Raw genomic sequence first — 23,262 nt, forward strand, 5'->3', positions numbered from 1 at the left:
ACGGGGGTGAGCGGGCCCCGCAGGACCCCTCGGTAAGGTCGCTGGCACGACTTCGGCACGACAGGGGCTGGCGATGGGGCGCGACTACGTCGACCACGGTCACACGGTGCTCGCGATCCCCGTCCCGGCGCTCGACGCATTCGTCCGTGCCCGCACGGCTCACTACGACGCGGCGTACCTCGCCGAGGACCCAGCCTTCGGGCAGGCGCACGTCACGGTGCTCGGCCCGTGGGTCAGGGAGCCGTCGGAGCGCGACCTCGCGCTCGTGGCGTCATACGCGGGATCGGTTGAGCCCTTCGAGCTCACGCTGGCCGAGCTCGGGGTGTTCGCGGACGGGATCATCCACCTTCTCGCCGATCCGCCCGATCGGCTCGCCTGCATGACGGTCGAGCTGGCACGGCGCTTCCCTGACCATCCACCGTACGGCGGACGATTCGCCGATGTCGTCCCGCACGTGACGCTCGATGCCGTCGGTCCCGGTGTCGACGTGGCCCAGGTGCGCGAGTGGCTCGGCGCCCTGGTGCCCGTGACCTGCCGCGCCGAACAGCGCAGCTGCAGTGGTGGCAGGCTGGTCACTGTCACGTGCAGCGCACCTGGCGGCTCGGCGTCGATGCTCGTGAGGGGAACAAGTCATGAAGATCCTGGTGACCGGTGGCGTGCGCTCGGGCAAGTCCCACCACGCCGAGCAGCTGCCCTCGCCGACGTCCCGGCGGTCACCTACGTTCGCGGCCGGGCCGACCGAGGCCGACGACCCTGATCCCGACTGGGCCGACCGGCTGGCCGGCCACCGCGCACGCCGACCGGCGTCATGGCGGACCGTCGAGTCGATCGACCTGGCCGAGGCGATCAGCGCCACCGACGACGCCGTGCTGATCGACTGCCTGGGCACCTGGCTCAGCCGGTTGATCGACCAGGACGACCTGTGGGAAGCCCCGATGGACCACCTGTCCGAGGTCATCGGCGCAGCGACCGAACGGCTCGTCGCGGCGCTCGAGCGTGAGGCGCCGGTCGTGCTCGTGACCAACGAGGTCGGGCTCGGGGTCATCCCGTCCCACCGGTCGGGCCGGTTGTTCCGCGACCTTCTCGGCACCGTCAACCGGCAGGTGGCCGCCGGGTGCGATGACGTCCACCTGGTGATCGCCGGACGCGTGCTGGTGCTCTCGACTCGCTGACCGCAGGCTACTCCGCTGCCTTGGGGGCCTCGCGGTACGTCGGCAGGTTGCCAGCGGCAACCGCCTCGAGCAGCTCGATCGCCGCTGCGGCGCCACGCTCTCGCACCGTGGCCGGATCGCACCAACGGACCGACTTGATCTCGGTCGCCTGCAAGGTCATGCCCTCGGTGACCTGGCTGTCGACGACTCCGAGGTCGAACAAGAAGATGCACGCATCGTCCCAGCCGCGCCAGGCGGGCAGCCAGTTGACCGTGATGAGTCCGCGGACCTCGACCGTGATGCCGAGCTCTTCCTGCAGCTCCGCGCACGAGTCCGAGGGCCGGCGGCTCGCCGACCTCGACGACTCCACCGGGCAGATCCCACTCAGGCTTGTAGGTCAGCTCGCACAGCAGTACCCTGCCGTTCTCGTCCCGCAGCAGCCCCTGGCTGATGACGCGCTTGGTCGGCAGCCCGGCATTGAGGATCGCGGTGAAACCTTCGTGGCTGTTGGACGGAGCATCTCCGGCCAGTCGGGCCATGAGGACCTGGTCGGGCTGCCCGTCGGGCATCCGCAGGACGCCTTCGCGTCGCAGACCGCCGATCGACGCAGCGCGGACGTCGGACGTGTCGTCGACCGACAGCCGCACCTCGATCCGGTTGATGCCCAGCGTCGTGAACGCGTAGTTGGTCGCCAGGCGCAGAGCGCGCGCGACCAGGAAGGACTTCTCGAGCCGAGAGTTCCACCTGATCGAGGCGATGTCGGCCTTCTCGTGCTTGATCGCCACGGTGCCGACGCGCTCACCGGCCAGCACGATCGAGAACCCGGTGAACTCCGGCGATCCTGACGTGGGCTCGAGCGTGAGGTCGTCGTCGCGGAGGGTGACGGTCATGGCACCAGGCTATCTCGGAGCCGTGGCGCACGAGATGTCCTGCCCGACCAGGACACCCGGCTCTGGTGCACCGGGCACCGGGACCGGAACTGTCGAGGCAGGGGCAGCGCGGTGCCGCCCCAGCCAGACCCCAGTCACCCGTTCCACGATCGGAGCTGCCGGGACTGCCGGAGCTGCCGGAGATCGAGAGAACAGGATGACCATGACACCACCACGATGGCGCCCCGCACACCCGCTGCTGCTCGTCGCCTCGATGGCCATGATCGGCGCGGTCGTCACCGTGCCGGCCCCGTCCGTCGCTGCCAGTGCGACGTCGACGGTCATCGCGGGGGAGAAGGTGTCGATCTCGGGCAAGCTGGCCTCCCGCGGAAAGCGTCCGGTCGTGCTGGAGCGCTTCCTGCACAAGCGGTGGACCCGAGTCGTGGCGTCGCGCACGACGTCGCGGGGCCGTTACACCTTCGTCGTCACGATGCCTCATCACTCGGCGGGCTACCGGGTCGTCGCGCCGCGCACCCGCGTCCACGGCAAGGTGCTGGCCGCAAGGGTCTCCACGACCCGGCGCTACGCCGTCGCACCTCAGCGGGCGACGTTGACGCTCCCTTCGGCCGTGGTCGAGGGGCGACGGGTGGGCGCCCAGGCCACGTTCTCGCCCGCGCGACCCGGACGTCCGGTGGCCCTGCACCAGCTGGTCGACGGCGCGTGGACCACGATCGCCACCTCCGTCCAGGACGCGCATGGCCGTGCGTCGTTCAAGATCGCCCAGCAGAGCACCTCGACCTACCGGGCGGTCACGCCCGCGTGGCGTGGTGCGGCCGCGCGTGGCACCGCGAGCCGCACGACGTCGGTCACGTCGCCGGCCGACGACCCGTGGGTCACGGGCTACTACGCGGGCTGGTTCTGGGACCAGATGTACCCGCCCGAGCACGTCGACATGTCCGCGATGACCCATTTCGTCTTCGGGCGAGTGGCGCCCGGTGCCGGCTCGATCGGGGGGCGAGCCGGCACCGTCGTGGAGGCCGCCGGGACCGCCCACGACCCGCACCTGTCACCCGACGGCACACGAAGCGTCGAGGACTACCTGGTCAAGAAGGCGCACGACGCAGGAGCCAAGGCGTTGCTGATGCTGGGTGGCGACGGCAACGACGGTGCCGGGTTCGTGCTGTCGTCCGACGACGCGGTCAGGGCGCAGTTCGTCGACCGGGTCGTGGACTACCTGGTCGAGCACGACTACGACGGAGTCGACGTCGACTGGGAGAACTGCCTCGACGGGGCACGGGGCTGTGGAGAGGCCACGAACGCGGCACCAGTCACGGCGCACGAGGCGCAGCGACGTCTGCTGGCCCTGCTCGTCGACATCCGGGCCGAAGCCGCGACGCGCGAGCGCTACCGCAGCACACCCGTGCTCGTGACGTTTCCCGGCTACCCCGTCAACACCAACTTCCTGACCGACGGCAAGGTCGAGCCGTGGCAGGCCGAGGTCGCCAACCTCGTCGACCAGTACAACCTGATGTCGTACGGGATCGGGACGACCTGGTCGGGCGCCGGCTGGCTGTCGTGGTTCTCCGGCGCACTCACCGGTGCTGGCCCTCGCACCCCGGTCGACATCGAGAGCAGCATCGCGGCGTACGTCCGCAGCGGGGTTCCTCGCAGCCGTCTCGGGATCGGCATCGGCTTCTACGGCATCTACTTCGGTCCACGCGTCACCGGACCTCGCCAGGAGACCGACCGTGAACGCATCTACGAGGTCAATGACGTCGCGCTGGCGTACTCCGAGCTGGTCCGCAAGGGCTATCTGCGGCACGGGGCCCCGAAGTGGGACGAACCCGCACAGTCGACGTACCGGACCTACGGGAGCAAGGGATACGTGCCGGCCAACGACCGGCGTGCGAACCCGGCTGGCTTCCTGTCGTACGAGGACGCGCGGTCGATCGCTGCGAAGGGCCAGTGGGTCAAGGACTCGGGCGTCGGCGGCACGATCATCTGGACGCTCAACTACGGGTGGCTGCCGTCCAGTCGCAGCAATCCGCTTCTGGAGGCCGTCAAGAAGGCGTTCATCAAGGGGTCCTGACTGCCGCGGTGCCCAAGACTTCGGGACGAGAACCCGCCCATTCGGGCCGTTTCCTGCGCGATACTCGGTCGACGGCACTCGGTCGACGGCGCTCGGCCGGGCCTACTCGGGTCGGACAGGAGCGTGGCAGGGGTGGCACTGGTGGGCAGGACCCTCGACGCACCGGCGAACGACCGGACAGGTCGCATCGTGGCACCGGCCGTCTGGATCCTTGCGTGGGGCCTGGTTGCGGCAGGCATCGTGTGCGGCCTGCTGTCGTGGGGTGAAGATGTCGACGCCGCCTTCCAGATCCATCGAGCCTTCTTCTGGCCCGATGTCCTCATCGCCGGGATCTACGGTCCGGTCAGCGCCTTCGTGCTGGCACGGACCCGGCATCCGGTCGGCTGGATCCTGGCGGCCGTCGCGATGGGCTTCGGAGTCAGTGCGCTCGGACTGCAGTACTCGGCGTTGGGTGTCGTGCACAGCGGTCTGCCTGGCCACGCATTCGTCGTGCAGCTGACGGCGGCCGCCTGGGTCATCGGCGCGCTGGGCGCCCTGCTCGTGCTCCCGTGGACCCTCGAGTGGCCGGCGCGCAGCATCCCGGTGCGGTGCGCCGCCGTGCTCGGGGTGCTCCTGACGGCGTTCGCCTTCATCAGCCGCATGCTCGTGCAGACCCCCGGAGCGCCGCGCAATCCGCTGGCGCCGTCCCGTGAGGTCTCCCAGTGGGCCTACGCCGCGGATTCCTGGATCATCCCGTTCTACTTCTTGTACGCGCTCGCCGGCGCGGTGTACCTCGTGGTCCGCTACTGGCGAGCCAGCGCGCAGGACCGGCTCGGCCTGGCCTGGGTCATCTTCAGCGTCGCTCTCGTCGCGGTGTCCTACATCGCGTTCGAAGTGGGGTTGAGCCTCGACGGCCCGCTGCTCAGCATCGCTGCAGCGTCGCTCATGGCTGCGCAGATCATGCTGGCTGCCGCCGTCATGGTCCTGGTCGTGCGGCAGCCGCGGTGGGGGGATGGACGTCGCGGTGTCGCGGGCCACGGTGTGCGGGTCTGCTGACGGCCACGGTCGTCGCGGCGTACCTCGGACTCGTGTGGCTGGCCGGTCGGCTGTTTCCCCTCAACCGCGATGACCTGGGCGTCGTCGTGGCGGCAGCCCTGGCCCTGGCCGTGACACCGGTGCGGCGGTGGATGCAGGGACTCGTCGATCGACTGATCTACGGGGCCGCGACCGATCCTGAGGTGCTGTTGTCGCGGCTCGGTTCCGACCTGCGCCGTGAAGGACTCGGCCGCTCCAGCCTGGCCAGCCTGGCCGAAGGCCTGCGGCACAGCATGCGGCTCGCCTACGTCGGCGTCGAGTCGAGCCAGGGCGCCGGGGCGATGTCGGCCGCGGCCGGTGACCGAGATGTCAGGATCGTGGCGGTGCCGCTGCTGATCCAGGGACGTGAGGTCGGCACGATGGAGGTGTCGCCGCACCACGGCGAGCGGCTCGACCCGCGCACGCTCCGCGTCCTGGAGCAGCTCTCCCGGGCTCGTGGCGATCACCCTCGAGCTTCGCCCAGGTCAATGAACAGCTCGACGCAGCCCGCACCCGGATCCTCGACGTCCGGCACGAGGAACGTCGGCTGCTGCGCCGCGGCTGCACGACGGCCTGGGCCCGGCCCTCGCCGGTGCGAGCCTCGCGCTGGCCGCGATCAGCAACAACAATCCGGAGATCCGGCCGGGAGACGCCCAGCCGTACCAGCAAGCTGCAGGACGAGCTCGCCCAGCGGTCGGACGATCTGCGGGGCATCGCCCGGGCCATCCTGCCGCCAGCGCTCGACCACGGCCGCCTCGTCGACGCGCTGGAGGTCCTGGCGAAGACGTTCGGAGACACCCGGCTCGGCGTGCGGATCGACGCCCCGCAGGCCGACGGGATCGACACGCGGCGCCAGATCGCGATCTACCACATCGCCGCCGAGGCAGTGTTCAATGCCTTTCGGCACTCGGGCGCGCGTGAGTGCGTCGTGTGCGTGCTGCACGAGTCGTCCGGGCAGGTGGTCCTGACGGTGTCGGACGACGGGCGCGGACTCAGCGCGCAGGACCAGCCCGGTATCGGGATGACGTCGATGAAGGAACGCGCCACCGAGCTCGGTGGCGAGCTGACAGTGTCGGACAGCGAGAACGGGACGACGATCAAGGTGGTGCTGCCATGACTGAGCAAGATGTGGTGCGGGTCGTGGTGGTCGACGACCATCCGGTGTTCCGCATCGGGATGGCGGCACTGCTCGCCTCGCTGGACGGCATCGACGTCGTCGGGCAGGCCGAGGACCTCGACGCGGCGGTGCGCGTCGTCGGCGAGCAGCTGCCCGATGTCGTGCTGATGGACCTCGACCTGGGCGCCACCTCAGGTGTCGAGGCAACCCGCGACATCCTGCGCGCCCACCCGCGGGTGGGGGTGCTCGTCGTGACGATGCTGGGTGACGACGACTCGTTGTTCGCCTCGATCCGGGCAGGAGCGCGAGGCTATCTGCTCAAGGGGGCCAGCCCCGACGAGATCGAACGGGCCGTGCGCGCGGTCGCCAACGGCGAGGTCCTGCTGGGCCCGCAGGTCGCGCAACGCGCCGCGACGTACCTGACCGGCGCGCGGACCAAGGGCGTGCGGCCGTTCCCCGAGCTGACCGACCGTGAGCGCGAGGTCCTCGACCTGGTGGCTCGCGGCCTCGACAACGCGACGATCGCGCGGCGTCTCGTGCTGAGCAGCAAGACCGTGCGCAACTACGTCTACGGGATCGCCGCGAAGCTCGACATCGAGGGGCGTCCGCAGCTGATGATCCGGGCACAGCAGGACGGCCTGGGTGCCGACCGGCCGGTGGATTGAGGACAACTCGCACTGGTGACCGGGACACCGGGCCACCGAGTCTCGACGGTGCCGACCATCACGGTCGGGCGGCAGCACGCCGCACCCCGAGAGAAAAGAAGTTCTGCCATGTCTGCGGCTCAGACGTCATCAGCAATCCGTCCGCCGCTGAGCGCGGACGCCGTTTCGCTCCCTGGCCGCTGTGGATCTCTGCTGCTGGTCTGCTGGGTCTGATCTCGACCCTCGTCACCGACGAGCGGATCGACGCCAGCAGCGACTACGCGTACCCCATCACGGCGGACGCGATCAAGGTGCTCGACCACATGCCGTTTTCGGATCGGCGGCCTGACCGGCTACCTGTGTGTCGTCGTCCTGATCGTCGCTGCTGCGGTGTGGCGCCATCGGGTCGAACGACGCTACCCGTGGTCGGTCGGCGCGAGCATCGTGACGTTCGGCATCGTCTCCGCCGCCGGAGCCTTGGCGCTGGTGTACGGCTGGAAGGGCGCGTTGGGCAACTACCTGCACGGCGCCGGCGAGGCCAACACCTACGACGACCAGGGCCTCTACGTGCTGTACATGATCCACGACTTCGGGCCGTACTTCGCGTGGGTCCCGGCACTCGCCTCGGCCTTCGGCCTGGCGTACATGGCGTTCCGTGAACGTCTCGTGTCGAAGGTGCTGGGGGCGGGTGCGGGTCTGATGGCGGCCGGACTTCTCCTGGCCGTCGCGGTCACCGGGGTTCCCGGGCTGCCGTTCATGATCGCGCTCGGCATCTTCATCGCCGGCATCTGGCTGGCCGTCGGTCGCAGCGCGATCACGCAGGTCGAGCTGTGAGACCTGGGCTCTGGGCGCTTCCGGCGGCGTTGCTGATGGCACCGTTGGTGCAGGTGGTCCACACGACACCGGCGTACGCCGCCAACGAGCCGGTCATCGACGTGCAGGCACCCGATGGCGCTTGGGAAGGCTGGTACCGACGTCCCGTCACGATCCAGGTCAAGGCGCGGTCGACCTTTCCCCTGGCCATCTTGACCTGGAGCCGGAAGCGGCCAGGCGGTGTCGTCGACGACGGGCACTTCGACGCGGGAGGCACATCGTTCGAGGTGTCCGAGCGCGGCGCGACGAACTACGTCTTCCGGGCCACCGACCTGTTTGGAGGCACGGCGGAAGCCAAGTACGGCGTCGGCATCGACCCGGACGCGCCCACCATCAGCTTCGGTTCGCTGCCCGACACCATCGTCCTGGGTCAGGGGGCGGAGGTCCCGTTCACGTACTCGTGCGCCGAGGACCTGACCCAGGTGAAGTCGTGCACCGCTCCCAGAGCGTCCGGGCAGCTGATCCCGAGCTCGACCCTCGGTGTGGTGCGTGAGACGGTCCGGGCCGAGGACATGGTCGGAAACGTGCGCACCAGGCTCCTGGCTACCAGGTCATGGGCCCGCTGCGCAGCACGGAGGCGCCACGCATCGTCGGCACTGTCCGGGCCGGTTCGACCCTGACGTACACCGGCGGCACGTTCGCACCCGAGGCCAGCGTGACGGCACAGTGGTTCCGTGCGGGAACTCCGGTTGGCTCCGGCGGGTCGTACACGTTGACCGATGCCGACATCGGTCACGTCATGACAGTGCGAGTCACCGCCAAGAAGGAGTTCTTCCGTGATGTCGAGGCGACCTCGACGCCTACGGCGGCTGTCCAGCCTCGTGTCTTCGACGTGACCGGCACGCTGGCGGTCCGTGGCGATGCGGTGATCGGTCAACGCCTGTCGTTGGGGTTGCCGACCCTGGCTCCGGCGCCGACCACCACGACGTACCAGTGGTACCGCAACGGCGGGGCCATCGTCGGGGCCAACGCCTCGACCTACGTCGTGACGCCGACCGACGCAGGTACGACGTTGTCGGCCGGAGTCGTGCTCGAGCGTGCCGCACACGAACCGGTGCGCCAGTTCACCGGCCCCACCGCGGCGGTGCTCGCCCCGTTGACCGTGGAGCGTCCCACGACGGTGCGCGGTCCCGCGATCGTCGGGCGGACACTGGCCTCGGATCCTCCGCTGTTCTCCGGCCCGGCCGATCGGCTCGCCTACACGTGGCTGCGCGACGGTGTGCCGATCGGCGGTGCCTCGTCGACGTCGTACCGGCTCGGGGCCGCCGACATCGGGCGTCGGATCACCCTGCGAGTCGTGGCCCAGTCGGCGCGACGACCAGATGCGGAGTCGCGTTCAGCTTCGACGGCGGCTGTCTCGAAGGCTGCGGCAACCGTGAAGGCGACAGCCAGGGCTCGTGGCAAGGCGCGGCTGCGGGTGTCGGTCAAGGTGGCGGCATCCGGAGTGACCCCGACAGGCAAGGTCACCATCTGGCGCGGCGCGAAGGTCGTGGCCCGCAACAAGACGGTGCGGGGCGGCCGGGTCACGGTCAACCTGAGCCGTCAACCTCGCTCGAAGGTGCGCTACAAGGTCGTCTACTCCGGATCGGCGGTGGTCGCGGCGAAGACAGTTGTTACGGCGAAGGTGCGGGTGCGGTAGGTCCGCCCTCGACCAACCCGCCCCGACCAGGGCGGTGCGACAGCGTCCAGTGCTCACCTCTGGGTGGACGCTGTCGCACCGCCACGGCGTCGAGGGATCAGCCGACCGGACCGTCCCCGAGTGTCACCGTCTCGGTGTGCGCCTGACCCGACGAGTCAGTCCAGGCGACCGTGACCCGGTCACCCTCGCCCAGGCCGGCGACCGCCGCTGAAAGCGCGTCGGCCGACACGATCGAGATGCCGTTCAACGACGTGACGGTGCTGCCTGTCGTCAGCCCGGCGCTCTGGGCAGCCGAGCCGCTGACCACGCCCGCGACGTAGGCGCCAGTGACCTGGGAGGACAAGCTCGATGCCGAGGTAGCCCCGGTTGCCGATCTGCACGTCGGCGGAGGTCGCCCCGGTCTCGATCTGGTCGACGATGGCGAGCGCCTGGGCGATCGGGACGGCATAGCCCGTGACGTCGGCAACCCCGCTGGACGCCGCGGTGTTCATCCCGATGACCTCACCGTCGGAGTCATACAGGGCTCCGCCAGAATCGCCCGAGATGATGTCGGCATCGACCGCGATGAGGCCAGCAAGGGTCGTGGCACCGCCGTCCTGCTCGTCCGCGACCGTGATCGACTGGTCCAGCGCGAGGACGGTGCCGGGCGACGCGCTGGCTGCCCCGCCGTCGCCGTTGGCATTCCCCACGCCAGTCACGGCGTCGCCGACAGCGATGTCGTCCGACGTGTCGGTCGTGACCGGGGTCAGGCCAGAGGCGTTCTCGAGCGCAGGACCGCGACGTCGTGCGTGGAGTCGTAGCCTTCGACGTCTGCGGTGTAGGTCTGGCCGGTCGAGACGACCTCGACCTCGATCGTGGTGGCGCCTTCGACGACGTGGTGGTTGGTCAGGATCGTGCCGTCCGACGTCAGGATCATCCCGGTTCCGGCTGCCTGCCCGGAGCCGTAGTCGAGGGTCGTGGTGATGTAGACCAGGCCGGTCTCCTGGGCGTCCGTCGCATCGGTGGATTCAGTCTGATCGGCGCCGGTGGTCGTCAGGTCGGGCCCGCCGAATCCTCCCGTGAAGGGGCTCTGCGGCCCGGCGAGCTGCGTGGCGAGCGCCGGTTCGGCCGAGGCTCCGGTGTGGGAGCCCAGGGCGGCCGCGCTGACACCGATGGCACACGCCGCGACACCGGCCACGACAAGTCGTCGACGGGGGCGGTGACGGACGACGACGGTGCTGTGCTGCTCAGTCATGGTGACTCCTCGGTGGTGGGGATGTCTCCAGAGAAGTCGGCGATCCTGGGGGCCGGCTGTGAGTCAGCCGGTAGGTCGGCATGACTGGCGGCAGCCTATGCAAAGACTTCTTTGCAATCTAGGGTGGGAGGGTGACCCGTACCCGCAAGATCGTCGAGGACCTCGAGACCCTCAAGGCCGTCTCGCACCCATTGCGACTGTCCCTGCTGGGTCGCCTGCGCACATCCGGCCCCGCGACAGCATCCGAGCTGGGGCGTGCGCTGGGGGAGTCCAGTGGTGCGACGTCGTACCACCTGCGCCAGCTCGAGCGCTTCGGCTTCGTCGCCGATGCGCCCGAGCAGGCCTCGCGCCGTGAACGGCGTTGGATGGCGCTGCACGACGCCACCTCGTTCCCGGCATCGCTGGCCGACCTCGACGGCGGTCGTGAGTACGTCGACGTGATTCGCCGGCGCCAGGAGCAGCACCTGCGTGAAGGGCTCGAGGCCTGGACCGAGCACCATGAATGGCTTGGGCACAGCGACTACGACCTACGCCTCGACCCCGACGACGTCGAACAGCTGCTGACCGACCTCGACGCCGTCATCGCGGGCTACTCCCACCGCGGCGGTTCCGAGCACCTCGCGCTGCACCTGCTGACCCTGCCGCAGACCGCCGTCTGATGCGGGGCGCAACGGTCCAGACCCGGTTCCTGCTGCTCGCGGCACTGCGCTGGCTGCCGACCGGGCTGATCGTCCCCGTCGTCGCGCTGCTGCCGCTCGACAGAGGACTGAGCGTGGCAGAGCTGGGCGTGGCGTTCGCCGTGCAGGGAGTCGTCGTGCTCTTCCTCGAGCTGCCGACCGGGGGACTCTCGGATGCGCTGGGCCGCAAACCGGTCGTGATCGCCGCCGGGCTCGCCGCCGCCGCGAGCTACGTCGCCTTCGCGCTGGCTCAGACCCTGACCGCGTTCATCGTCGCAACTGCCCTGTCGGGCGTGTTCCGAGCACTCGACAGCGGACCGCTCAACGCCTGGTTCGTCGACTCGGTGCACGACGACCGCACCGTCGTCGACCGGTCCGGCACCGTTGCGCGCGGGCTCTCGCGCTACGCCAGCACAGTCGGCGTGTCGATCGCACTCGGCGCGGTGCTGTCAGGCGTGCTGATCTCGGTCTCGCCGTTCGGTCGGTCCGAGTCTTTGGCGGTCCCGTACTGGATCGCCGCTGCCATAGCGCTGTTGCAGGTGATCGCGGTTGCAGTCCTGATGGACGAAGACCGAAGCGGCCGCACGGCAGGGTTGATCGCCTCAGTCGTCGGGACGCCGGGCGTGATCCTGGCAGGCGCACGGCTCCTGACGCGCTCGCGGGTCCTGCTGGCGCTCGTCATGGTGGAGCTGTTCTGGGGCTTCGGGATGATCGCCTTCGAGACACTGATGCCGATCAGGCTCGCAGAGCTGCTCGGCGACCGCGACCACGCTGCCGCCGTGATGGGCCCGGTCACGGCCGCAGCGTGGGGGATGTCGGCCGTCGGCGCCGCGGCGGTGCCATTGCTGCTGCGCCGGTGGAGTCTCGTGCAGGTGTCAGTCGCCCTGCGCATCCTGCAGGGCGGCACCGTCGTCGCGATGGGCCTGGCCCTGGGACCGATCGGCCTGGTGGCGGGGCTGCTCGCCACGTACGCACTGCACTCGGCATCCGGGGCGATCTGCGACATTGCTGCACGAGCAGGTCGACAACGAGCACCGCGCCACTGTGCTCTCGTTGGCGTCGATGCTGATGCAGCCGGGCGGATCCATCGGCGCCATCGTGCTGGGCGCGATCGCGACGGGTGCCTCGACCGGTACGGCGATCATCGTGGGCGGAGTGGTCCTGGCCTTGGCGGCACCGTTGTTCCTGGTGCGTGAGCGGGACCCCCGTGAGCAGCGCGACCTGCCGGTTCCCGGGTCTGAGAGCCGACCAGCCCGGCGGCCCCTGCGGTGAAGGGTCCTATGCTCGGTCGCGGACGGCGACAGCGGTCGCCGACGAGTCTTGGAGGACACAGTGGGTCTGGAGAACGGTGTGGGCGAGTTCGTACGACTTGAGGTCAGCGACGGCGTGGCGACGATCCGGCTCGACCGGCCGAAGATGAACGCAATCGACTCCCAGGTGCAGGCGGAGCTGTCCGCTGCCGCACGCGAGGCCGATGAGCGCGACGACATCGCAGCAGTCGTCGTCTACGGCGGCGAGCGGGTCTTCGCGGCTGGCGCCGACGTCAAGGAGATGGCCGTCCTGACCCACGGCGAGATGGTCAAGCGGGCTGATCTGCTGCAGGCGTTCACGCGCGACATCGCCGCGATCGGCAAGCCCACCGTCTCGGCCATCACCGGCTTCGCCCTGGGCGGCGGCTGCGAGGTCGCGATGTCGACCGACGTCCGGTTCGCGGCCGACAACGCCAAGCGGCCAGCCGGAGATCCTGCTCGGCATCATCCCCGGTGCTGGCGGCACCCAGCGTCTGGCCCGGCTGGTCGGTCCAGGCCAAGGCCAAGGACCTGATCTTCACGGGCCGGTTCATCGGTGCGGCCGAGGCGCTGGAGATCGGACTGGTCGACCAGGTCCACCCGGCTGACGAGGTCTACGCCAAGGCCGTGGAATGGGCTGCGCAGTTCGTCGGCGGCCCCGGCCCTGGCCCTGCGGGCAGCCAAGAACGCCGTCGACCGCGGCTTCGAGGTCGATCTGCAGACCGGTCTCGAGATCGAACGGGTCGAGTTCTCGGGGCTCTTCGCCACGGCCGATCGGACCGCGGGCATGAACTCGTTCGTCGAGAACGGTCCCGGCAAGGCCACCTTCAGCGGCTCTTGATCCACGGCCCCCGGGGGGCGGTGGTTCTGCAACGTCATCGCGCCGGGGCGGTGGTTCTGCAACGTCATCGCGCCGGGGCGGTGGTTCTGCAACGTCATCGCGCCGGGTCGGTGGTTTATCAACTGCATTCGACGTTTTGAGGTTGATAAACCACCGCGCCGGGGTCGGGGCGGAGGTATGAGGTTGTGGATCCGCCAGCAGGCGGGTGGCGGACCCGTTCCAGCACGCGGAGCGAACCGGTCACGGAGAGTCTCCACGAACTCGCCGCTGTCGAGCGCCTCGCGGTAGATCCGGTACGGCGCCTGACCTCCGTCGGCCGGATCAGGGAACACGTCGTGGATCACCAGCGCCCCACCGACCCTGACCCAGGGCGACCAGCCGTGGAAGTCTCCCTGGGCGGCCTCCTCGGTGTGCCCGCCGTCGACGAACACCAGGTCGAGCGGCAGCCGCCACCACGCGGCGATCTCGCTGGAGCGGCCGACGAACGCCGTCACGGTCTGCTCCAGTCCGGCCCGGGCGATCACCTGGCGGGCGAACGGCAGGGTGTCGATCAGACCGACCTCGGGGTCGACGAGCGACGGGTCGTGATACTCCCAGCCGACCTGCTGCTCCTCAGAACCGCGGTGGTGATCGATCGTCACGACCGACGAGCCGCACCGACGCGGCATGACCGAGGTAGATCGACGACTTGCCGCAGTACGTCCCGATCTCGACCGCGACCCCACCGGCCAGGTAGTCGAGCGCTGCCGCGTGCAGAGCCAGGCCCTCGTCGGCGGGCATGAAGCCCCTCGTCTCGTCGATGAGCCGGACCAGCTTGTCGGGCAGTGCCTCTTCGGGAGTGGTCACAGCGCTGCGGGCATTCGTCGTCCACCTTCCAGTCGCAGCGAGGCAGGCCCTCGCCGCGGAACAGTCCGTTGCCGCGGGTCGTGCGCGACAGGGCATCGGCCGCCAGGATCACCGTGGCGCCGGTCCACGTCGTCTGCTCGACCGGCCAGCGCACGTCTTCGTCGTAGACCAGACCGGTCCAGTACCGAGCCATCATCCTCACGCAGGTGCTGCATCGCCGCGAGCTGCTCGCGGGCGGCGTCGGCTCGACCGATCACGTCGAGTGCCAGCGCCAGCTCACACGTCTCGGCGCCGGTGACCCACGGATTGGTCGACACGCATCGCGAACCGAGGCCGTCGACGACGAAGTCGTCCCAGCGCGAGTCGATCTTCGCCTCGGCGTCGGCCAGCGCCATCGCTCCGCCCAGCACGGGGTGGTGCCAGTCCATCGCGTGGGTCGGCTTGGCCGTGTAGAAGCGGGATGGTCGTCGAGCGCATGGCGCAGCCGGGCGGCCGCGAGCTCCCAGTCGGCCCGGTTCTGGCCCACGACGTCCGCGAGCCCGAGGCCGCAGCGCAGGCTGAAGTGGATGCTGGCGTTGCCGGTCACGAGTGCCTCCGGCAGCGACACGCCACCGGCCGACGCCCAGTCGACCGCGCCGTCAGGACGTTGCATCGTCAGCGCCGCGTCGAGAGCTCGCTCGACCGTCGGCCACATCGCTCGACGAAGCCGCGGTCGGCCGTGACGAGCCAGTGGTGCCACAGCGCCGGTCGCGAGGTAGGCGCAGAAGTTGGAGTCGGTGTTCTCGTCCTCGACGACCTGGTCGCGATACTTGATCGCCCACGATCCGTCGGCACGCTGGTTGTCCCGCGACCACGTGTAAGCGCGCTCAGCCTCCCGGATGCGTCCCGCGGCAGCGAGACCCATTGCGCCCTGCACGTGATCCCACGGATCGGTGTGACCGCCGTCGTGCCAGGGGATCGCGCCGGACGGCAGGCGGGCTGCCACGATCGAGTCGGCGGTCTGGACGACCTGATCGACGGTCAGGATCCGGAGACCGAGGGCACCTGCATGGTCAGAACGGCTTGGCGAAGTAGAGGGCCACGCTCTTGCCGATCAGCGGGTTCAGCGCGCGTTCGGCCAACCGGGTCGCGGCGGGTGCCTTCGTCATGTCCACACCAACGGCCGGTGGTACGCCCGGACGAGGGGGTGCTGCTCGCGGTTGACGCCGACCGCGCACTTGAGCCACCAGTAGGGGGAGTGCAGCGCATGCGCGTGATCGCGGTGCGTCATGGTCAGGCCGTGAGCCTCGACCTGGGCCTGCAGGGCATCGGCCTTGAAGATGCGGATGTGCCCGCCCTCGTTGGCGTGGTACTCGTCGGAGAGCGCCCAGCAGATACGTTCGGGCAGCCAGCGGGGAACCGTGATCGCCAAGATGCCGCCCGGCGCGGTGATGCGGACGAGGCTCGGAGATCGCCTGCTCGATCGCCGGAACGTGCTCGAGGATCTCGGAGGCCAGCACGACGTCGAAGGCACCGTCGGCGTACGGCATGTCGCCGATGTCGCCGACCTGCACGCTGGCCGTGCCGCCGGGGCGGAACCTCACCGACTTCCTGCATCGCGCCGAACATGTCGTCGACGCCCTTGAGCTCGACCTCGTCCATGTCGTACGCGATGACGTCAGCGCCGCGGCGCAGCGCCTCGTACGAGTGGCGGCCGGCGCCGGCGCCGACGTCGATGAAGCGGGTGCGGCGACCGACGCGAAGGCGGTCGAAGTCAACGGTCAGCATGCGGGTTCCTCTGGAGGCGGTGGATGGCTTCGGCGTAGACGGCGGTGGTGGCTTCGGCGACGGACTTCCAGCTGTACCGCTCGAGTGCGCGCTGGCGTCCGGCCGCCCCGAGGCGGGCCCGCTTCTCGGACGACTCGAGCAGCCGCGCACGGCCGCCGCGAGAGCCTCGACGTCGCCGGGCTCGACCAGGATGGCGCACTGCCCGTCGTCGCCGACGACCTCCGGCAGGGCGCCGGCCCGGCTGGCCACGACCGGGGTGCCGCACGACATCGCCTCGACGGTGGGCAGGGAGAAGCCCTCATAGAGCGACGGCACGCACATGATCTCGGCGGAGGCCAGCAGCGCGGCCGCTCGTCGTCGCTGATGCCACTGACGACGTGCACCGCATCTCCGATGCCGAGCTCGGCGATGCGCCGCTCCGTGGGCCCGCCCGGCTCGAGGTTCAACACGAGCTGGAGCTCGACGTCGTGCTCGGTGCGCAGGCTTGGCGACGGCTTCCAGCAGGTGGACGATGCCCTTCAACGGTCGGTCGGCGCTGGCGATCGCGACGAGCCTTCCGGGCACCCGGTGCTCAGATGGCGCGAACACCTCGGTGTCGACGCCCGGCGGCACGAGCGCGCATGCGGTCGGCATCGAGGTCGAAGTCGGCCACGGAGTCGGCGGCCGATGCGCCGGCGACCGCGACGATGAACGGTATGCGGCGGGCGACCCTGGCCTGCATGGGCACGAACCCGTACCAGCGCCTGACCGAGAACTTGCGCCGCCAGGTGGTCGCGGCGGCGAGGTCGACCTTGCGATCACGGCTGATCGGGTGGTGGACGGTCGCGACCAGCGGCTGCCTGCGACGCAGGATCGGCAGCAATCCGTAGCCCAGCGTCTGGTTGTCGTGGATGATGTCGAAGTCGTCGGAGCGCCGCTTCAGCAGCCGGTTGGCGCGCAGGCTGAACGTGAGCGGCTCGGGGAAGCCGCCGGTGGCCATCACCAGGTACTCGAGGACGTCGGTGAGGCTGCGGAACTCGCGGAGCTTGGGGGTGCGGAACGGGTCGGGCTCGCGGTAGAGGTCAAGCGACGGCACCTTGGTCAGCCGGACCCGAGGATCGAGGTCTTCTGGGTAGGGCTGTCCGGAGAGCACCTCGACGTCGTGCCCGAGCTCGGCCAGTCCCTCGCTCAGGTAGCGGACGTAGAACACCTTGGCCGCCGCAGTGCTCCTTGCTCCGGTACGACAGCAATGCGATCCGCACCCGGCCTCCTTGGTTACTCGTCAGTAGAGCTACATCATGCCGCGTCGGGACAAAGAACGCACCGGCGGTATGGAGTCGCCGGGACGCGGAACCTCGGGCGAGGTCACTCGTTGAGATCTTTGGTAGCACACGTCGTCCTGGGCCCGTCCTGAGCCCGTTGGACGCGGTGTCACCGCCCGTTGAAACCAGCGTGACACAGGAGTCTGATGGGGCATACTGATCCCCACGTGCCGTCAGTGCGTACATGAAAGGGAGTCATGACCGACTCAGAATCCAACCAGCCGGTCGAGCGCCGCAGGGCCGATCCATTGCAGATCGCCGCCGACATGCTTGCGCACGACGAGGGAAATAGCACCTCAAGCCCAGCCACTCATACCGCGAAGAACAACACTCCCCGCGCGGCCATGAGCGTCGGCGATGCCTTGAGCCGAGCAGCCGCCAGCATCGACGACACCGCAAGCCAGGACGTCGCTGTCGCAGCCCAGGACGACAGTCCGCGAGCCCGTCGGGCGGCAGCGCGTGCGCTCCGCCAGGCCGCGGCCGAGAAGCGCAAGAGCGATCGCCTGGCCGCGAGGGCCTCGGCATCGACCAAGCGACGCGACGCTCGAGCCGGAGACAGTGACGAGACCGAGTCGCGGCCAGCGGAGAAGACGCTCGCCGAGAAGCTCGATGCTGCCCGCGAGGCAGTCGCCACTCCGCCAGATCGGCGTGATGATGCAGCCGCGCCTGGCGACGCGGTCCAGGACACCCAGGTGTTCGACGCGTTCCGCGACGAGGCCGTGGTCGAGCAGGAGCCGCAGCCGACGGCGCCGCAGACGTTCGAGCGTGAGGAGCCGCCGGTCGTTGCAACGCCCTCGCCGTTCGCCCGTTTCGGGGGGCCGCAGACTGCTGCCGAGCTCAGTGCCGAAGACGTGTCGCCGTCTGCAGAAGCGGAGGCTGAACCCGAGGCAGAACCCGAGGCCGTCGGCGAGGCCGCGCCGGTGGCTGAGGTCGCCGACGTCGAGCCTGAGCCCGTCGTCGAGCCTGAAGCATCGGCCGAGGCCGAGCCCGAGGCTGCTGAGCCAGAGCCAGAGCCAGAGCCCGAACCCGAGGCGGTTGCCGAACCGGAGCCCGAGCCCGAGGCGGTTGCCGAGCCCGAGCCGGAGCCCGTTGCCGAGCCCGAGCCCGTTGCACAGGTCGACGAGGCACCGGCGGCCAGCTATGCCGCCCCGGAGTCGCCGACCCCGCCGGTGACGTTCGCCGAGAAGCTGGCTGCCGCCAGCGCCGCAGCACAGCAGCGCGTTGCTGCGGCCCGTGCCGAGGCGGCGCGTCTGATGGAGGAGGCCGCCCGCGAGCGTGCGGAGGCCACAGCACGGCTGAGCGCCGACGAGGCTGCCCAGCGCGAGGTCGCGGCGGCCAAGCTCAAGGCCGCCGAGCAGGCTGCCGCCGAACGTGTCAGCGCTGCCCAGCAGGAGGCCGACCGGGTCTCGGCCGACATCGAACGTGAACGTGAGGCTGCCGCGGCCAAGATCGCCGAGCTGCAGAAGGCCGCCGACGAGCGGGTCGCTGCCGCCAAGGCCAAGGCCGAGGACGAAGCCCAGCAGCGCATCGCCGAGGCAGAAGCCGAGGCCAAGCGACTCGCCGAGGAGGCCGAGGTCGAGGCCAAGGTCACCGCCGAGCGCCGACTGGCTGAGGCCGAGAAGGCAGCCGAGGAGGCGGCCCAGCGCCGGCTCGAGGCTGCCGAGCAGGATGCTCAACGTCGGATCGAGGCTGCCCGGGCCGAGGCCGAGCAGGTAGCTGCTCAGGCAGCCAAGGGGCGCGAGGCCGCGCTGGCGCAGCTGGCGAAGGAACGTGAAGAGGCTGACGCCCGGCTCGCCGAGGTCAAGGCTGAGGCCGAGCGCACGGTTGCCGAGGCGCAGAAGGCGTCGGCCGGCCACATCGCGGCTGCCAAGGCGGAGGCCGAGCGGGTTGCAGCTCAGGCGTCGTCCGACCGCGAGGCGGCGTTGGTGCAGCTGGCGAAGGAACGTGAAGAGGCCGATGCCCGGCTGGCCGAGGTCAAGGCTGAGGCCGAGCGCACGGTCGCCGAGGCCGAGGAGTCGGCGGCCAGTCATGTGGCCGCTGCCAAGGCGGAGGCCGAGAAGTACGCCCAGGAGACTGCGGCTGAGCGGGTCGCGATCGCGGTGCGGGTGGCTGATGCCGAACGTGCTGCCGAGGAGAAGCTGGTGGCCGCCAAGGTCCAGGCCGATCGTCTGGCTGCTGAGGCAGCCAGGCGTCACGAAGAGGCCGCGGCCCAGCTCGCCCGTGAGCGGGACGACGCCAAGGCCTTGGTCGATCGCGCCAACGAAGAGGCCGACAAGCTGGCCAAGGAGGCCGAGGCCGAGCGGGCCGAGGCTGCGGCCAAGCTGGCTGAGGCCGAACGGGTCTCGGCCGAGAAGATCCGTGCCGCGCAGGCTGAGGCCGAGCGGGTGGCCGCTGATGCCGCCGAGTCGGCGCGCCTGGCGTCCGAGTCGCGTGCCGAGGCCGAGCGCAAGCTCGCCAGCGACGTCGAGGCGGCTCGACTCGATGCCGAGCGCAAGATCGCTCAGGCTGAGACCGATGCTGCTGAGCGCATCGCGGCCGCTCAGGCCGAGGCTCAGCGCGTGGCCGACCAGTCGCAGCGCGATGCGGCCGAGCGCATCTCGGCAGCTCAGGGCGAGGCGGAGCGGGTCACCCTGCAGTCCAAGCGCGACGCGCAGGAGCGGCTCAGCCAGGCGGTGGCCGCAGCACGCTCGGCGGCCGAGGAGAAGCTGCAGGAGGCGGAGCGGACGGCCCTCGAATGGGTTGCTGCTGCCGAGGCCGAGGCTGAGCGGGTCGCGCAGGAGCACATCGTGATGGCCAATCACGCCTCGGCGTCGACGCCACTGGCAGCGCCGGCTCCGTTGATCGACGAGTACGTCGATGACTTCGTGGAGCCGTCGTCCGTGCCAGCACCCACCGATGACTCGCAGCCTGTGGAGGTGAGTGACGGGTCCGGGGCGCTCGCCCCCAAGATCAAAAAAAGAGTCGTCCGACGCAAGTGACGACACCACGCCGCCGGTAGAGGACGAGCCGATCGGCTCGGTCGACGAGACCGAGCCGCCGGCACGACCCCGACCGACCCCGGCCGAGACCAAGGCTGCCGCCAGGGCCGAAGCCAGGGCGGCTGCTCGGCGCCGACGTCAAGAGGTCAAGGACGCCGCCCGACGGGCGAAGGCCGACGACCGGATCGTCGAGGCCCCGCGCGAGCCCAAGGTCGGCCTGCTCCAGAGGCGACGCCGGGCCAGACGTGAGTCGCAGGTCGCGGCAGGGGAGCGGACGGCGCCCACTGCATCGACTGCATCGACCCGGTCCTCGTCGACGTCCAGCAGACGGCTCGGGCTTCTCGTGGCAGGTCTGATCGGCGCGGCCGGTCTGCTCTGCTCGGTCGTGCTCGCCCTGGGTGCCTTGCTCGTGGCGCTCGGGGTCGGCGACGACAACTCTGCCTTCGCCCAGATCTCGTCGATCTGCGACGTGCTGGTGGGGCCGCTGCGAGACGTCTTCTCCTTCACAGGTGCCAACGCCGACTTGAAGGAGTCGCTCGTCGCGTGGGGAACCGGGTCGATCGGCTACCTGGTCGTCGGGATGTTCGTGCAGTCGTTCCTGAGGGCTCGGTTCGACGACTGAGGAGGCACGACCTAGAACGATCGTGCTGACTGCGTCATGAACCGGTCCTGGGGGAGTCTTGTCAGGTAGTACGTCTCACCTGACGCTCCCGAACGGAACCCACCATGCCCCTCCTGGCCGTCCTCGCCCTGGCCGTGACCTTTGTGTCGGCGCTCGGCGCTGTCGTGCTGATCAGCGTCGACCGCGCTGCAGCCCTCGTCGACAAGCCGTCGATGGAGCTCTTCCTGACCCGGAAGTAGGCCGCGGGACAGCGTCCGGACGCTCCGAGTGTGACCTAGCCCATGCGGCCAGACGGTCGCCCTCTTTGCTACGCCTGGGTAACATTCACATGAAGTAGGGCCACCTAACCAAGCTGGCAGTCAGCGTGGGAAAGTGGCCTTTGCACAGTCCCCCGACTGCCGCGGCGTCCGCTTGTTCGTCGCGTCCCAGATTCACAGGAGGGTCCTCGTGACCAAAATCGTTGTCGCTGTGAAGTATGTCCCGGATGCTACGGCTGACCGGACCTTCAGCGCCGATAACACCGTCGATCGTGTTGGCGTTGACGGTCTGCTGTCCGAGCTTGATGAGTACGCGGTGGAGCAGGCGCTCCAGATCGTCGAGGCAGGCGACGGCGACGTGACGGTCCTGACCGTCGGTCCCGAGCAGGCGTCCGACGCTGTCCGCAAGGCGCTGCAGATGGGTGCTGACGCAGGCGTCCACGTGCAGGACGACGCGATCCACGGATCCGATGCCTTCGCGACCTCGCTGGTGCTCGCCGAAGCGATCAAGAAGCTCGACTACGACCTCGTCGTGTTCGGCATGGCGTCGACCGACGCCGGCATGGGTGTCGTCCCGACCCTCGTCGCTGAGCGTCTGGGCCTGCCTGCAGTGACCTACGCCAACGAGATCACGGTTGACGGCGACACGGTCAAGATCGTGCGTGACGGCGACGTCGCGACGCAGGAGATCGAGGCCACCGGCAAGCTCGTGCTGTCGGTCACCGACCAGACCGGCGAGGCTCGCTACCCGTCGTTCAAGGGCATCATGGCGGCCAAGAAGAAGGACGTCCAGGAGTGGACGCTGGCTGACCTGGGCATCGATGCTGCGGCAGTCGGCGGCGACAACGCGTGGACCAAGGTCGACTCCTTCACGCCGCGCCCGCCGCGCACCGCCGGCGAGATCGTCACCGACGAGGGAGACGGCGGCGTCAAGCTTCGTCGAGTTCCTCGCCTCCAAGAAGTTCGTCTGAGAAGACTAGACCTAAAAGGAAACGTGCCACATGTCTGAAGTTCTCGTACTGATCGACGCTCCTGACGGCAAGGTCACCAAGCCCTCGCTCGAGCTGCTCACGATCGCCCGCCGCATCGGCGAGCCGTCCGCGGTCGTCTTCGGCACCGCCGACAACGGTGTCCTCGCCGAGTACGGCGCTGAGAAGATCTACACCCTCGACGACGCCGCCTACGAAGGTTTCCTGGTCGGCCCCAAGGCCGAGGCGCTCGCGCAGCTCGTCGCCGACAAGTCGCCGGCCGCCGTGCTGGTCGGCTCGTCGACCGAGGGCAAGGAGATCGCGGCTCGCGTCGCGCTCAAGTCGGAGTCGGGTCTGATCACCGACGCGGTCGACGTCCAGGCCGACGGTGGTTCCATCACGACGACGCAGTCGGTCTTCGCCGGCAACTTCACGGTCCAGGCTGCTGTCACGAAGGGTGCGCCGGTCATCGCCGTCAAGCCCAACTCGGCAGCTCCCGAGGCTGTGGCCGGTGCTGGTGCGGTCGAGGCCGTCTCGGTCACGATCTCCGATGCGGCCAAGACCGCCAAGATCACGTCGTCCAAGGAGAAGGCCGCCTCGGGTCGTCCCGAGCTGACCGAGGCCGCCATCGTGGTCTCGGGTGGCCGTGGCACGTCGGGTGACTTCACCGAGGTCGAGGCATTCGCCGACAGCCTCGGTGCGGCCGTGGGCGCCTCGCGCGCTGCCGTCGACTCGGGCTGGTACCCGCACTCGTTCCAGGTCGGGCAGACCGGCAAGACGGTCTCGCCGCAGCTCTACGTCGCCAACGGCATCTCCGGTGCGATCCAGCACCGCGCCGGCATGCAGACGTCCAAGACGATCGTCGCGGTCAACAAGGACGACGAGGCGCCGATCTTCGAGCTCGTCGACTTCGGCGTCGTGGGCGACCTGAAGGCCGTCCTGCCGCAGGCGACCTCCGAGGTTGCCAAGCGCAAGGGCTGATACCAGCCGAGCGGCATCGGGCCGACCCACGTAGTCTGTGGGTCGGCCCGATGCTCTTGTTTTCGG

At 69.6% G+C, this 23,262-nt stretch carries 24 protein-coding genes and 5 pseudogenes; 18 read left to right on the forward strand and 11 right to left on the reverse strand.

The window, feature by feature from the left end:
* Window positions 1–73: 73 nt before the first annotated feature.
* Together ACHMWU_RS15395 and ACHMWU_RS15400 are read left to right on the forward strand one after the other, a co-directional pair.
* Window positions 74–757: a 2'-5' RNA ligase family protein gene (locus tag ACHMWU_RS15395; protein WP_396044938.1), complete on the forward strand. Its 684-nt coding sequence runs from the start codon at window positions 74–76 to the stop codon at window positions 755–757.
* Window positions 657–1,172, forward strand: a complete 516-nt coding sequence (locus ACHMWU_RS15400) for a bifunctional adenosylcobinamide kinase/adenosylcobinamide-phosphate guanylyltransferase (protein ID WP_396044940.1) — start codon at window positions 657–659, stop codon at window positions 1,170–1,172. The genes ACHMWU_RS15395 and ACHMWU_RS15400 overlap by 101 nt, the downstream gene beginning before the upstream one ends.
* 7 nt (window positions 1,173–1,179) lie before the next feature.
* Here ACHMWU_RS15400 and ACHMWU_RS15405 read toward each other — a convergent pair whose 3' ends face one another.
* Window positions 1,180–1,521 carry a hypothetical protein gene (locus tag ACHMWU_RS15405; RefSeq protein ID WP_396044942.1) on the reverse strand — a complete coding sequence of 114 codons (342 nt, stop codon included), beginning with the start codon at window positions 1,519–1,521 and terminating at the stop codon, window positions 1,180–1,182.
* Window positions 1,522–1,651: 130 nt separating this feature from the next.
* Here ACHMWU_RS15405 and ACHMWU_RS15410 point away from each other — a divergent pair, with 130 nt between their 5' ends.
* The 3 genes from ACHMWU_RS15410 to ACHMWU_RS15420 all read left to right on the forward strand — a co-directional run bounded on the left by ACHMWU_RS15410 (window position 1,652) and on the right by ACHMWU_RS15420 (window position 5,144).
* Window positions 1,652–1,996 (forward strand): hypothetical protein, encoded by a 345-nt coding sequence (locus ACHMWU_RS15410; RefSeq protein WP_396044944.1) that lies wholly within the window; start codon window positions 1,652–1,654, stop codon window positions 1,994–1,996.
* A gap of 43 nt (window positions 1,997–2,039) precedes the next feature.
* A complete protein-coding gene (locus ACHMWU_RS15415; RefSeq protein ID WP_396044946.1) occupies window positions 2,040–4,109 on the forward strand; it encodes a glycoside hydrolase family 18 protein in 2,070 nt (689 codons plus the stop codon).
* Window positions 4,110–4,298: 189 nt separating this feature from the next.
* Window positions 4,299–5,144, forward strand: coding sequence for a hypothetical protein (locus tag ACHMWU_RS15420; protein WP_396044948.1), 846 nt, complete (start codon window positions 4,299–4,301; stop codon window positions 5,142–5,144).
* 283 nt (window positions 5,145–5,427) lie between these two features.
* Here ACHMWU_RS15420 and ACHMWU_RS15425 read toward each other — a convergent pair whose 3' ends face one another.
* Entirely contained in the window at window positions 5,428–5,586 is a 159-nt protein-coding gene (locus tag ACHMWU_RS15425) for a hypothetical protein (protein WP_396044950.1), read from the reverse strand.
* Window positions 5,587–5,754: 168 nt separating this feature from the next.
* On the opposite strand from ACHMWU_RS15425, the gene ACHMWU_RS15430 reads away from it, so the two are divergent.
* The 5 genes from ACHMWU_RS15430 (at window position 5,755) to ACHMWU_RS15450 (ending at window position 9,435) form a co-directional block, all read left to right on the forward strand.
* Window positions 5,755–6,279 carry a sensor histidine kinase gene (locus ACHMWU_RS15430; protein WP_396044952.1) on the forward strand — a complete coding sequence of 175 codons (525 nt, stop codon included), beginning with the start codon at window positions 5,755–5,757 and terminating at the stop codon, window positions 6,277–6,279.
* The gene (locus tag ACHMWU_RS15435) at window positions 6,276–6,944 is read left to right on the forward strand and encodes a response regulator (protein ID WP_396044954.1); all 669 of its coding nucleotides are present in this window, start codon (window positions 6,276–6,278) and stop codon (window positions 6,942–6,944) included. Before ACHMWU_RS15430 ends, ACHMWU_RS15435 begins: the two co-directional genes overlap by 4 nt.
* Window positions 6,945–7,259: 315 nt before the next feature.
* A complete protein-coding gene (locus tag ACHMWU_RS15440; protein ID WP_396046801.1) occupies window positions 7,260–7,757 on the forward strand; it encodes a DUF4386 family protein in 498 nt (165 codons plus the stop codon).
* Window positions 7,754–8,416 carry a hypothetical protein gene (locus tag ACHMWU_RS15445; RefSeq protein WP_396044956.1) on the forward strand — a complete coding sequence of 221 codons (663 nt, stop codon included), beginning with the start codon at window positions 7,754–7,756 and terminating at the stop codon, window positions 8,414–8,416. The genes ACHMWU_RS15440 and ACHMWU_RS15445 overlap by 4 nt, the downstream gene beginning before the upstream one ends.
* Window positions 8,350–9,435: a hypothetical protein gene (locus ACHMWU_RS15450; RefSeq protein ID WP_396044958.1), complete on the forward strand. Its 1,086-nt coding sequence runs from the start codon at window positions 8,350–8,352 to the stop codon at window positions 9,433–9,435. Before ACHMWU_RS15445 ends, ACHMWU_RS15450 begins: the two co-directional genes overlap by 67 nt.
* Window positions 9,436–9,532: 97 nt before the next feature.
* On the opposite strand, the gene ACHMWU_RS15455 is transcribed toward ACHMWU_RS15450, so the two are convergent.
* Window positions 9,533–9,883, reverse strand: a complete 351-nt coding sequence (locus tag ACHMWU_RS15455) for a PDZ domain-containing protein (RefSeq protein ID WP_396046803.1) — start codon at window positions 9,881–9,883, stop codon at window positions 9,533–9,535.
* Window positions 9,870–10,669 (reverse strand): annotated as a pseudogene (locus ACHMWU_RS15460) (S1C family serine protease); the annotation flags it as partial. The pseudogene ACHMWU_RS15460 and the gene ACHMWU_RS15455, both read right to left, overlap by 14 nt.
* 131 nt (window positions 10,670–10,800) lie before the next feature.
* Between ACHMWU_RS15460 and ACHMWU_RS15465 the strand changes: the two are divergent.
* From ACHMWU_RS15465 to ACHMWU_RS15475, 3 genes and pseudogenes are all read left to right on the forward strand, one after another.
* Entirely contained in the window at window positions 10,801–11,328 is a 528-nt protein-coding gene (locus tag ACHMWU_RS15465) for an ArsR/SmtB family transcription factor (RefSeq protein ID WP_396044960.1), read from the forward strand.
* Entirely contained in the window at window positions 11,328–12,542 is a 1,215-nt protein-coding gene (locus ACHMWU_RS15470; protein ID WP_396044962.1) for an MFS transporter, read from the forward strand. The genes ACHMWU_RS15465 and ACHMWU_RS15470 overlap by 1 nt, the downstream gene beginning before the upstream one ends.
* 154 nt (window positions 12,543–12,696) lie before the next feature.
* Window positions 12,697–13,476 (forward strand): annotated as a pseudogene (locus tag ACHMWU_RS15475) (enoyl-CoA hydratase/isomerase family protein).
* Between the two features lie 389 nt (window positions 13,477–13,865).
* Here the strand turns inward: ACHMWU_RS15475 and ACHMWU_RS15480 are convergent.
* From ACHMWU_RS15480 to ACHMWU_RS15510, 7 genes and pseudogenes are all read right to left on the reverse strand, one after another.
* Window positions 13,866–14,144: pseudogene (locus tag ACHMWU_RS15480) on the reverse strand (class I SAM-dependent methyltransferase); the annotation flags it as partial.
* Window positions 14,089–14,322, reverse strand: a complete 234-nt coding sequence (locus tag ACHMWU_RS15485) for a hypothetical protein (protein WP_396044964.1) — start codon at window positions 14,320–14,322, stop codon at window positions 14,089–14,091. The gene ACHMWU_RS15485 and the pseudogene ACHMWU_RS15480, both read right to left, overlap by 56 nt.
* A 253-nt stretch (window positions 14,323–14,575) precedes the next feature.
* Window positions 14,576–15,307, reverse strand: a complete 732-nt coding sequence (locus tag ACHMWU_RS15490; RefSeq protein ID WP_396044966.1) for a hypothetical protein — start codon at window positions 15,305–15,307, stop codon at window positions 14,576–14,578.
* A 159-nt stretch (window positions 15,308–15,466) separates the two neighbouring features.
* The gene (locus ACHMWU_RS15495; RefSeq protein ID WP_396047012.1) at window positions 15,467–15,592 is read right to left on the reverse strand and encodes a hypothetical protein; all 126 of its coding nucleotides are present in this window, start codon (window positions 15,590–15,592) and stop codon (window positions 15,467–15,469) included.
* A 232-nt stretch (window positions 15,593–15,824) separates the two neighbouring features.
* Window positions 15,825–15,905: pseudogene (locus tag ACHMWU_RS15500) on the reverse strand (hypothetical protein); the annotation flags it as partial.
* A 388-nt stretch (window positions 15,906–16,293) separates the two neighbouring features.
* A pseudogene (locus ACHMWU_RS15505) lies at window positions 16,294–16,722 on the reverse strand (glycosyltransferase); the annotation flags it as partial.
* Window positions 16,661–17,278, reverse strand: a complete 618-nt coding sequence (locus ACHMWU_RS15510) for a glycosyltransferase family 4 protein (protein ID WP_396044968.1) — start codon at window positions 17,276–17,278, stop codon at window positions 16,661–16,663. The pseudogene ACHMWU_RS15505 and the gene ACHMWU_RS15510, both read right to left, overlap by 62 nt.
* A gap of 309 nt (window positions 17,279–17,587) precedes the next feature.
* Here ACHMWU_RS15510 and ACHMWU_RS15515 point away from each other — a divergent pair, with 309 nt between their 5' ends.
* The 5 genes from ACHMWU_RS15515 to ACHMWU_RS15535 all read left to right on the forward strand — a co-directional run bounded on the left by ACHMWU_RS15515 (window position 17,588) and on the right by ACHMWU_RS15535 (window position 23,196).
* Window positions 17,588–20,368: a hypothetical protein gene (locus ACHMWU_RS15515; RefSeq protein ID WP_396044970.1), complete on the forward strand. Its 2,781-nt coding sequence runs from the start codon at window positions 17,588–17,590 to the stop codon at window positions 20,366–20,368.
* The gene (locus ACHMWU_RS15520) at window positions 20,310–20,990 is read left to right on the forward strand and encodes a hypothetical protein (RefSeq protein ID WP_396044972.1); all 681 of its coding nucleotides are present in this window, start codon (window positions 20,310–20,312) and stop codon (window positions 20,988–20,990) included. Before ACHMWU_RS15515 ends, ACHMWU_RS15520 begins: the two co-directional genes overlap by 59 nt.
* A 104-nt stretch (window positions 20,991–21,094) precedes the next feature.
* Window positions 21,095–21,229: a hypothetical protein gene (locus ACHMWU_RS15525; RefSeq protein WP_396044974.1), complete on the forward strand. Its 135-nt coding sequence runs from the start codon at window positions 21,095–21,097 to the stop codon at window positions 21,227–21,229.
* A 208-nt stretch (window positions 21,230–21,437) separates the two neighbouring features.
* Entirely contained in the window at window positions 21,438–22,256 is an 819-nt protein-coding gene (locus tag ACHMWU_RS15530; RefSeq protein WP_396044976.1) for an electron transfer flavoprotein subunit beta/FixA family protein, read from the forward strand.
* Complete coding sequence (locus ACHMWU_RS15535; RefSeq protein ID WP_396044978.1) at window positions 22,249–23,196, forward strand: electron transfer flavoprotein subunit alpha/FixB family protein; 948 nt, start codon at window positions 22,249–22,251, stop codon at window positions 23,194–23,196. The genes ACHMWU_RS15530 and ACHMWU_RS15535 overlap by 8 nt, the downstream gene beginning before the upstream one ends.
* The last annotated feature ends 66 nt before the right edge of the window (window positions 23,197–23,262 follow it).

Source organism: Aeromicrobium sp. UC242_57, assembly GCF_044452305.1.
GTDB lineage: Bacteria > Actinomycetota > Actinomycetes > Propionibacteriales > Nocardioidaceae > Aeromicrobium.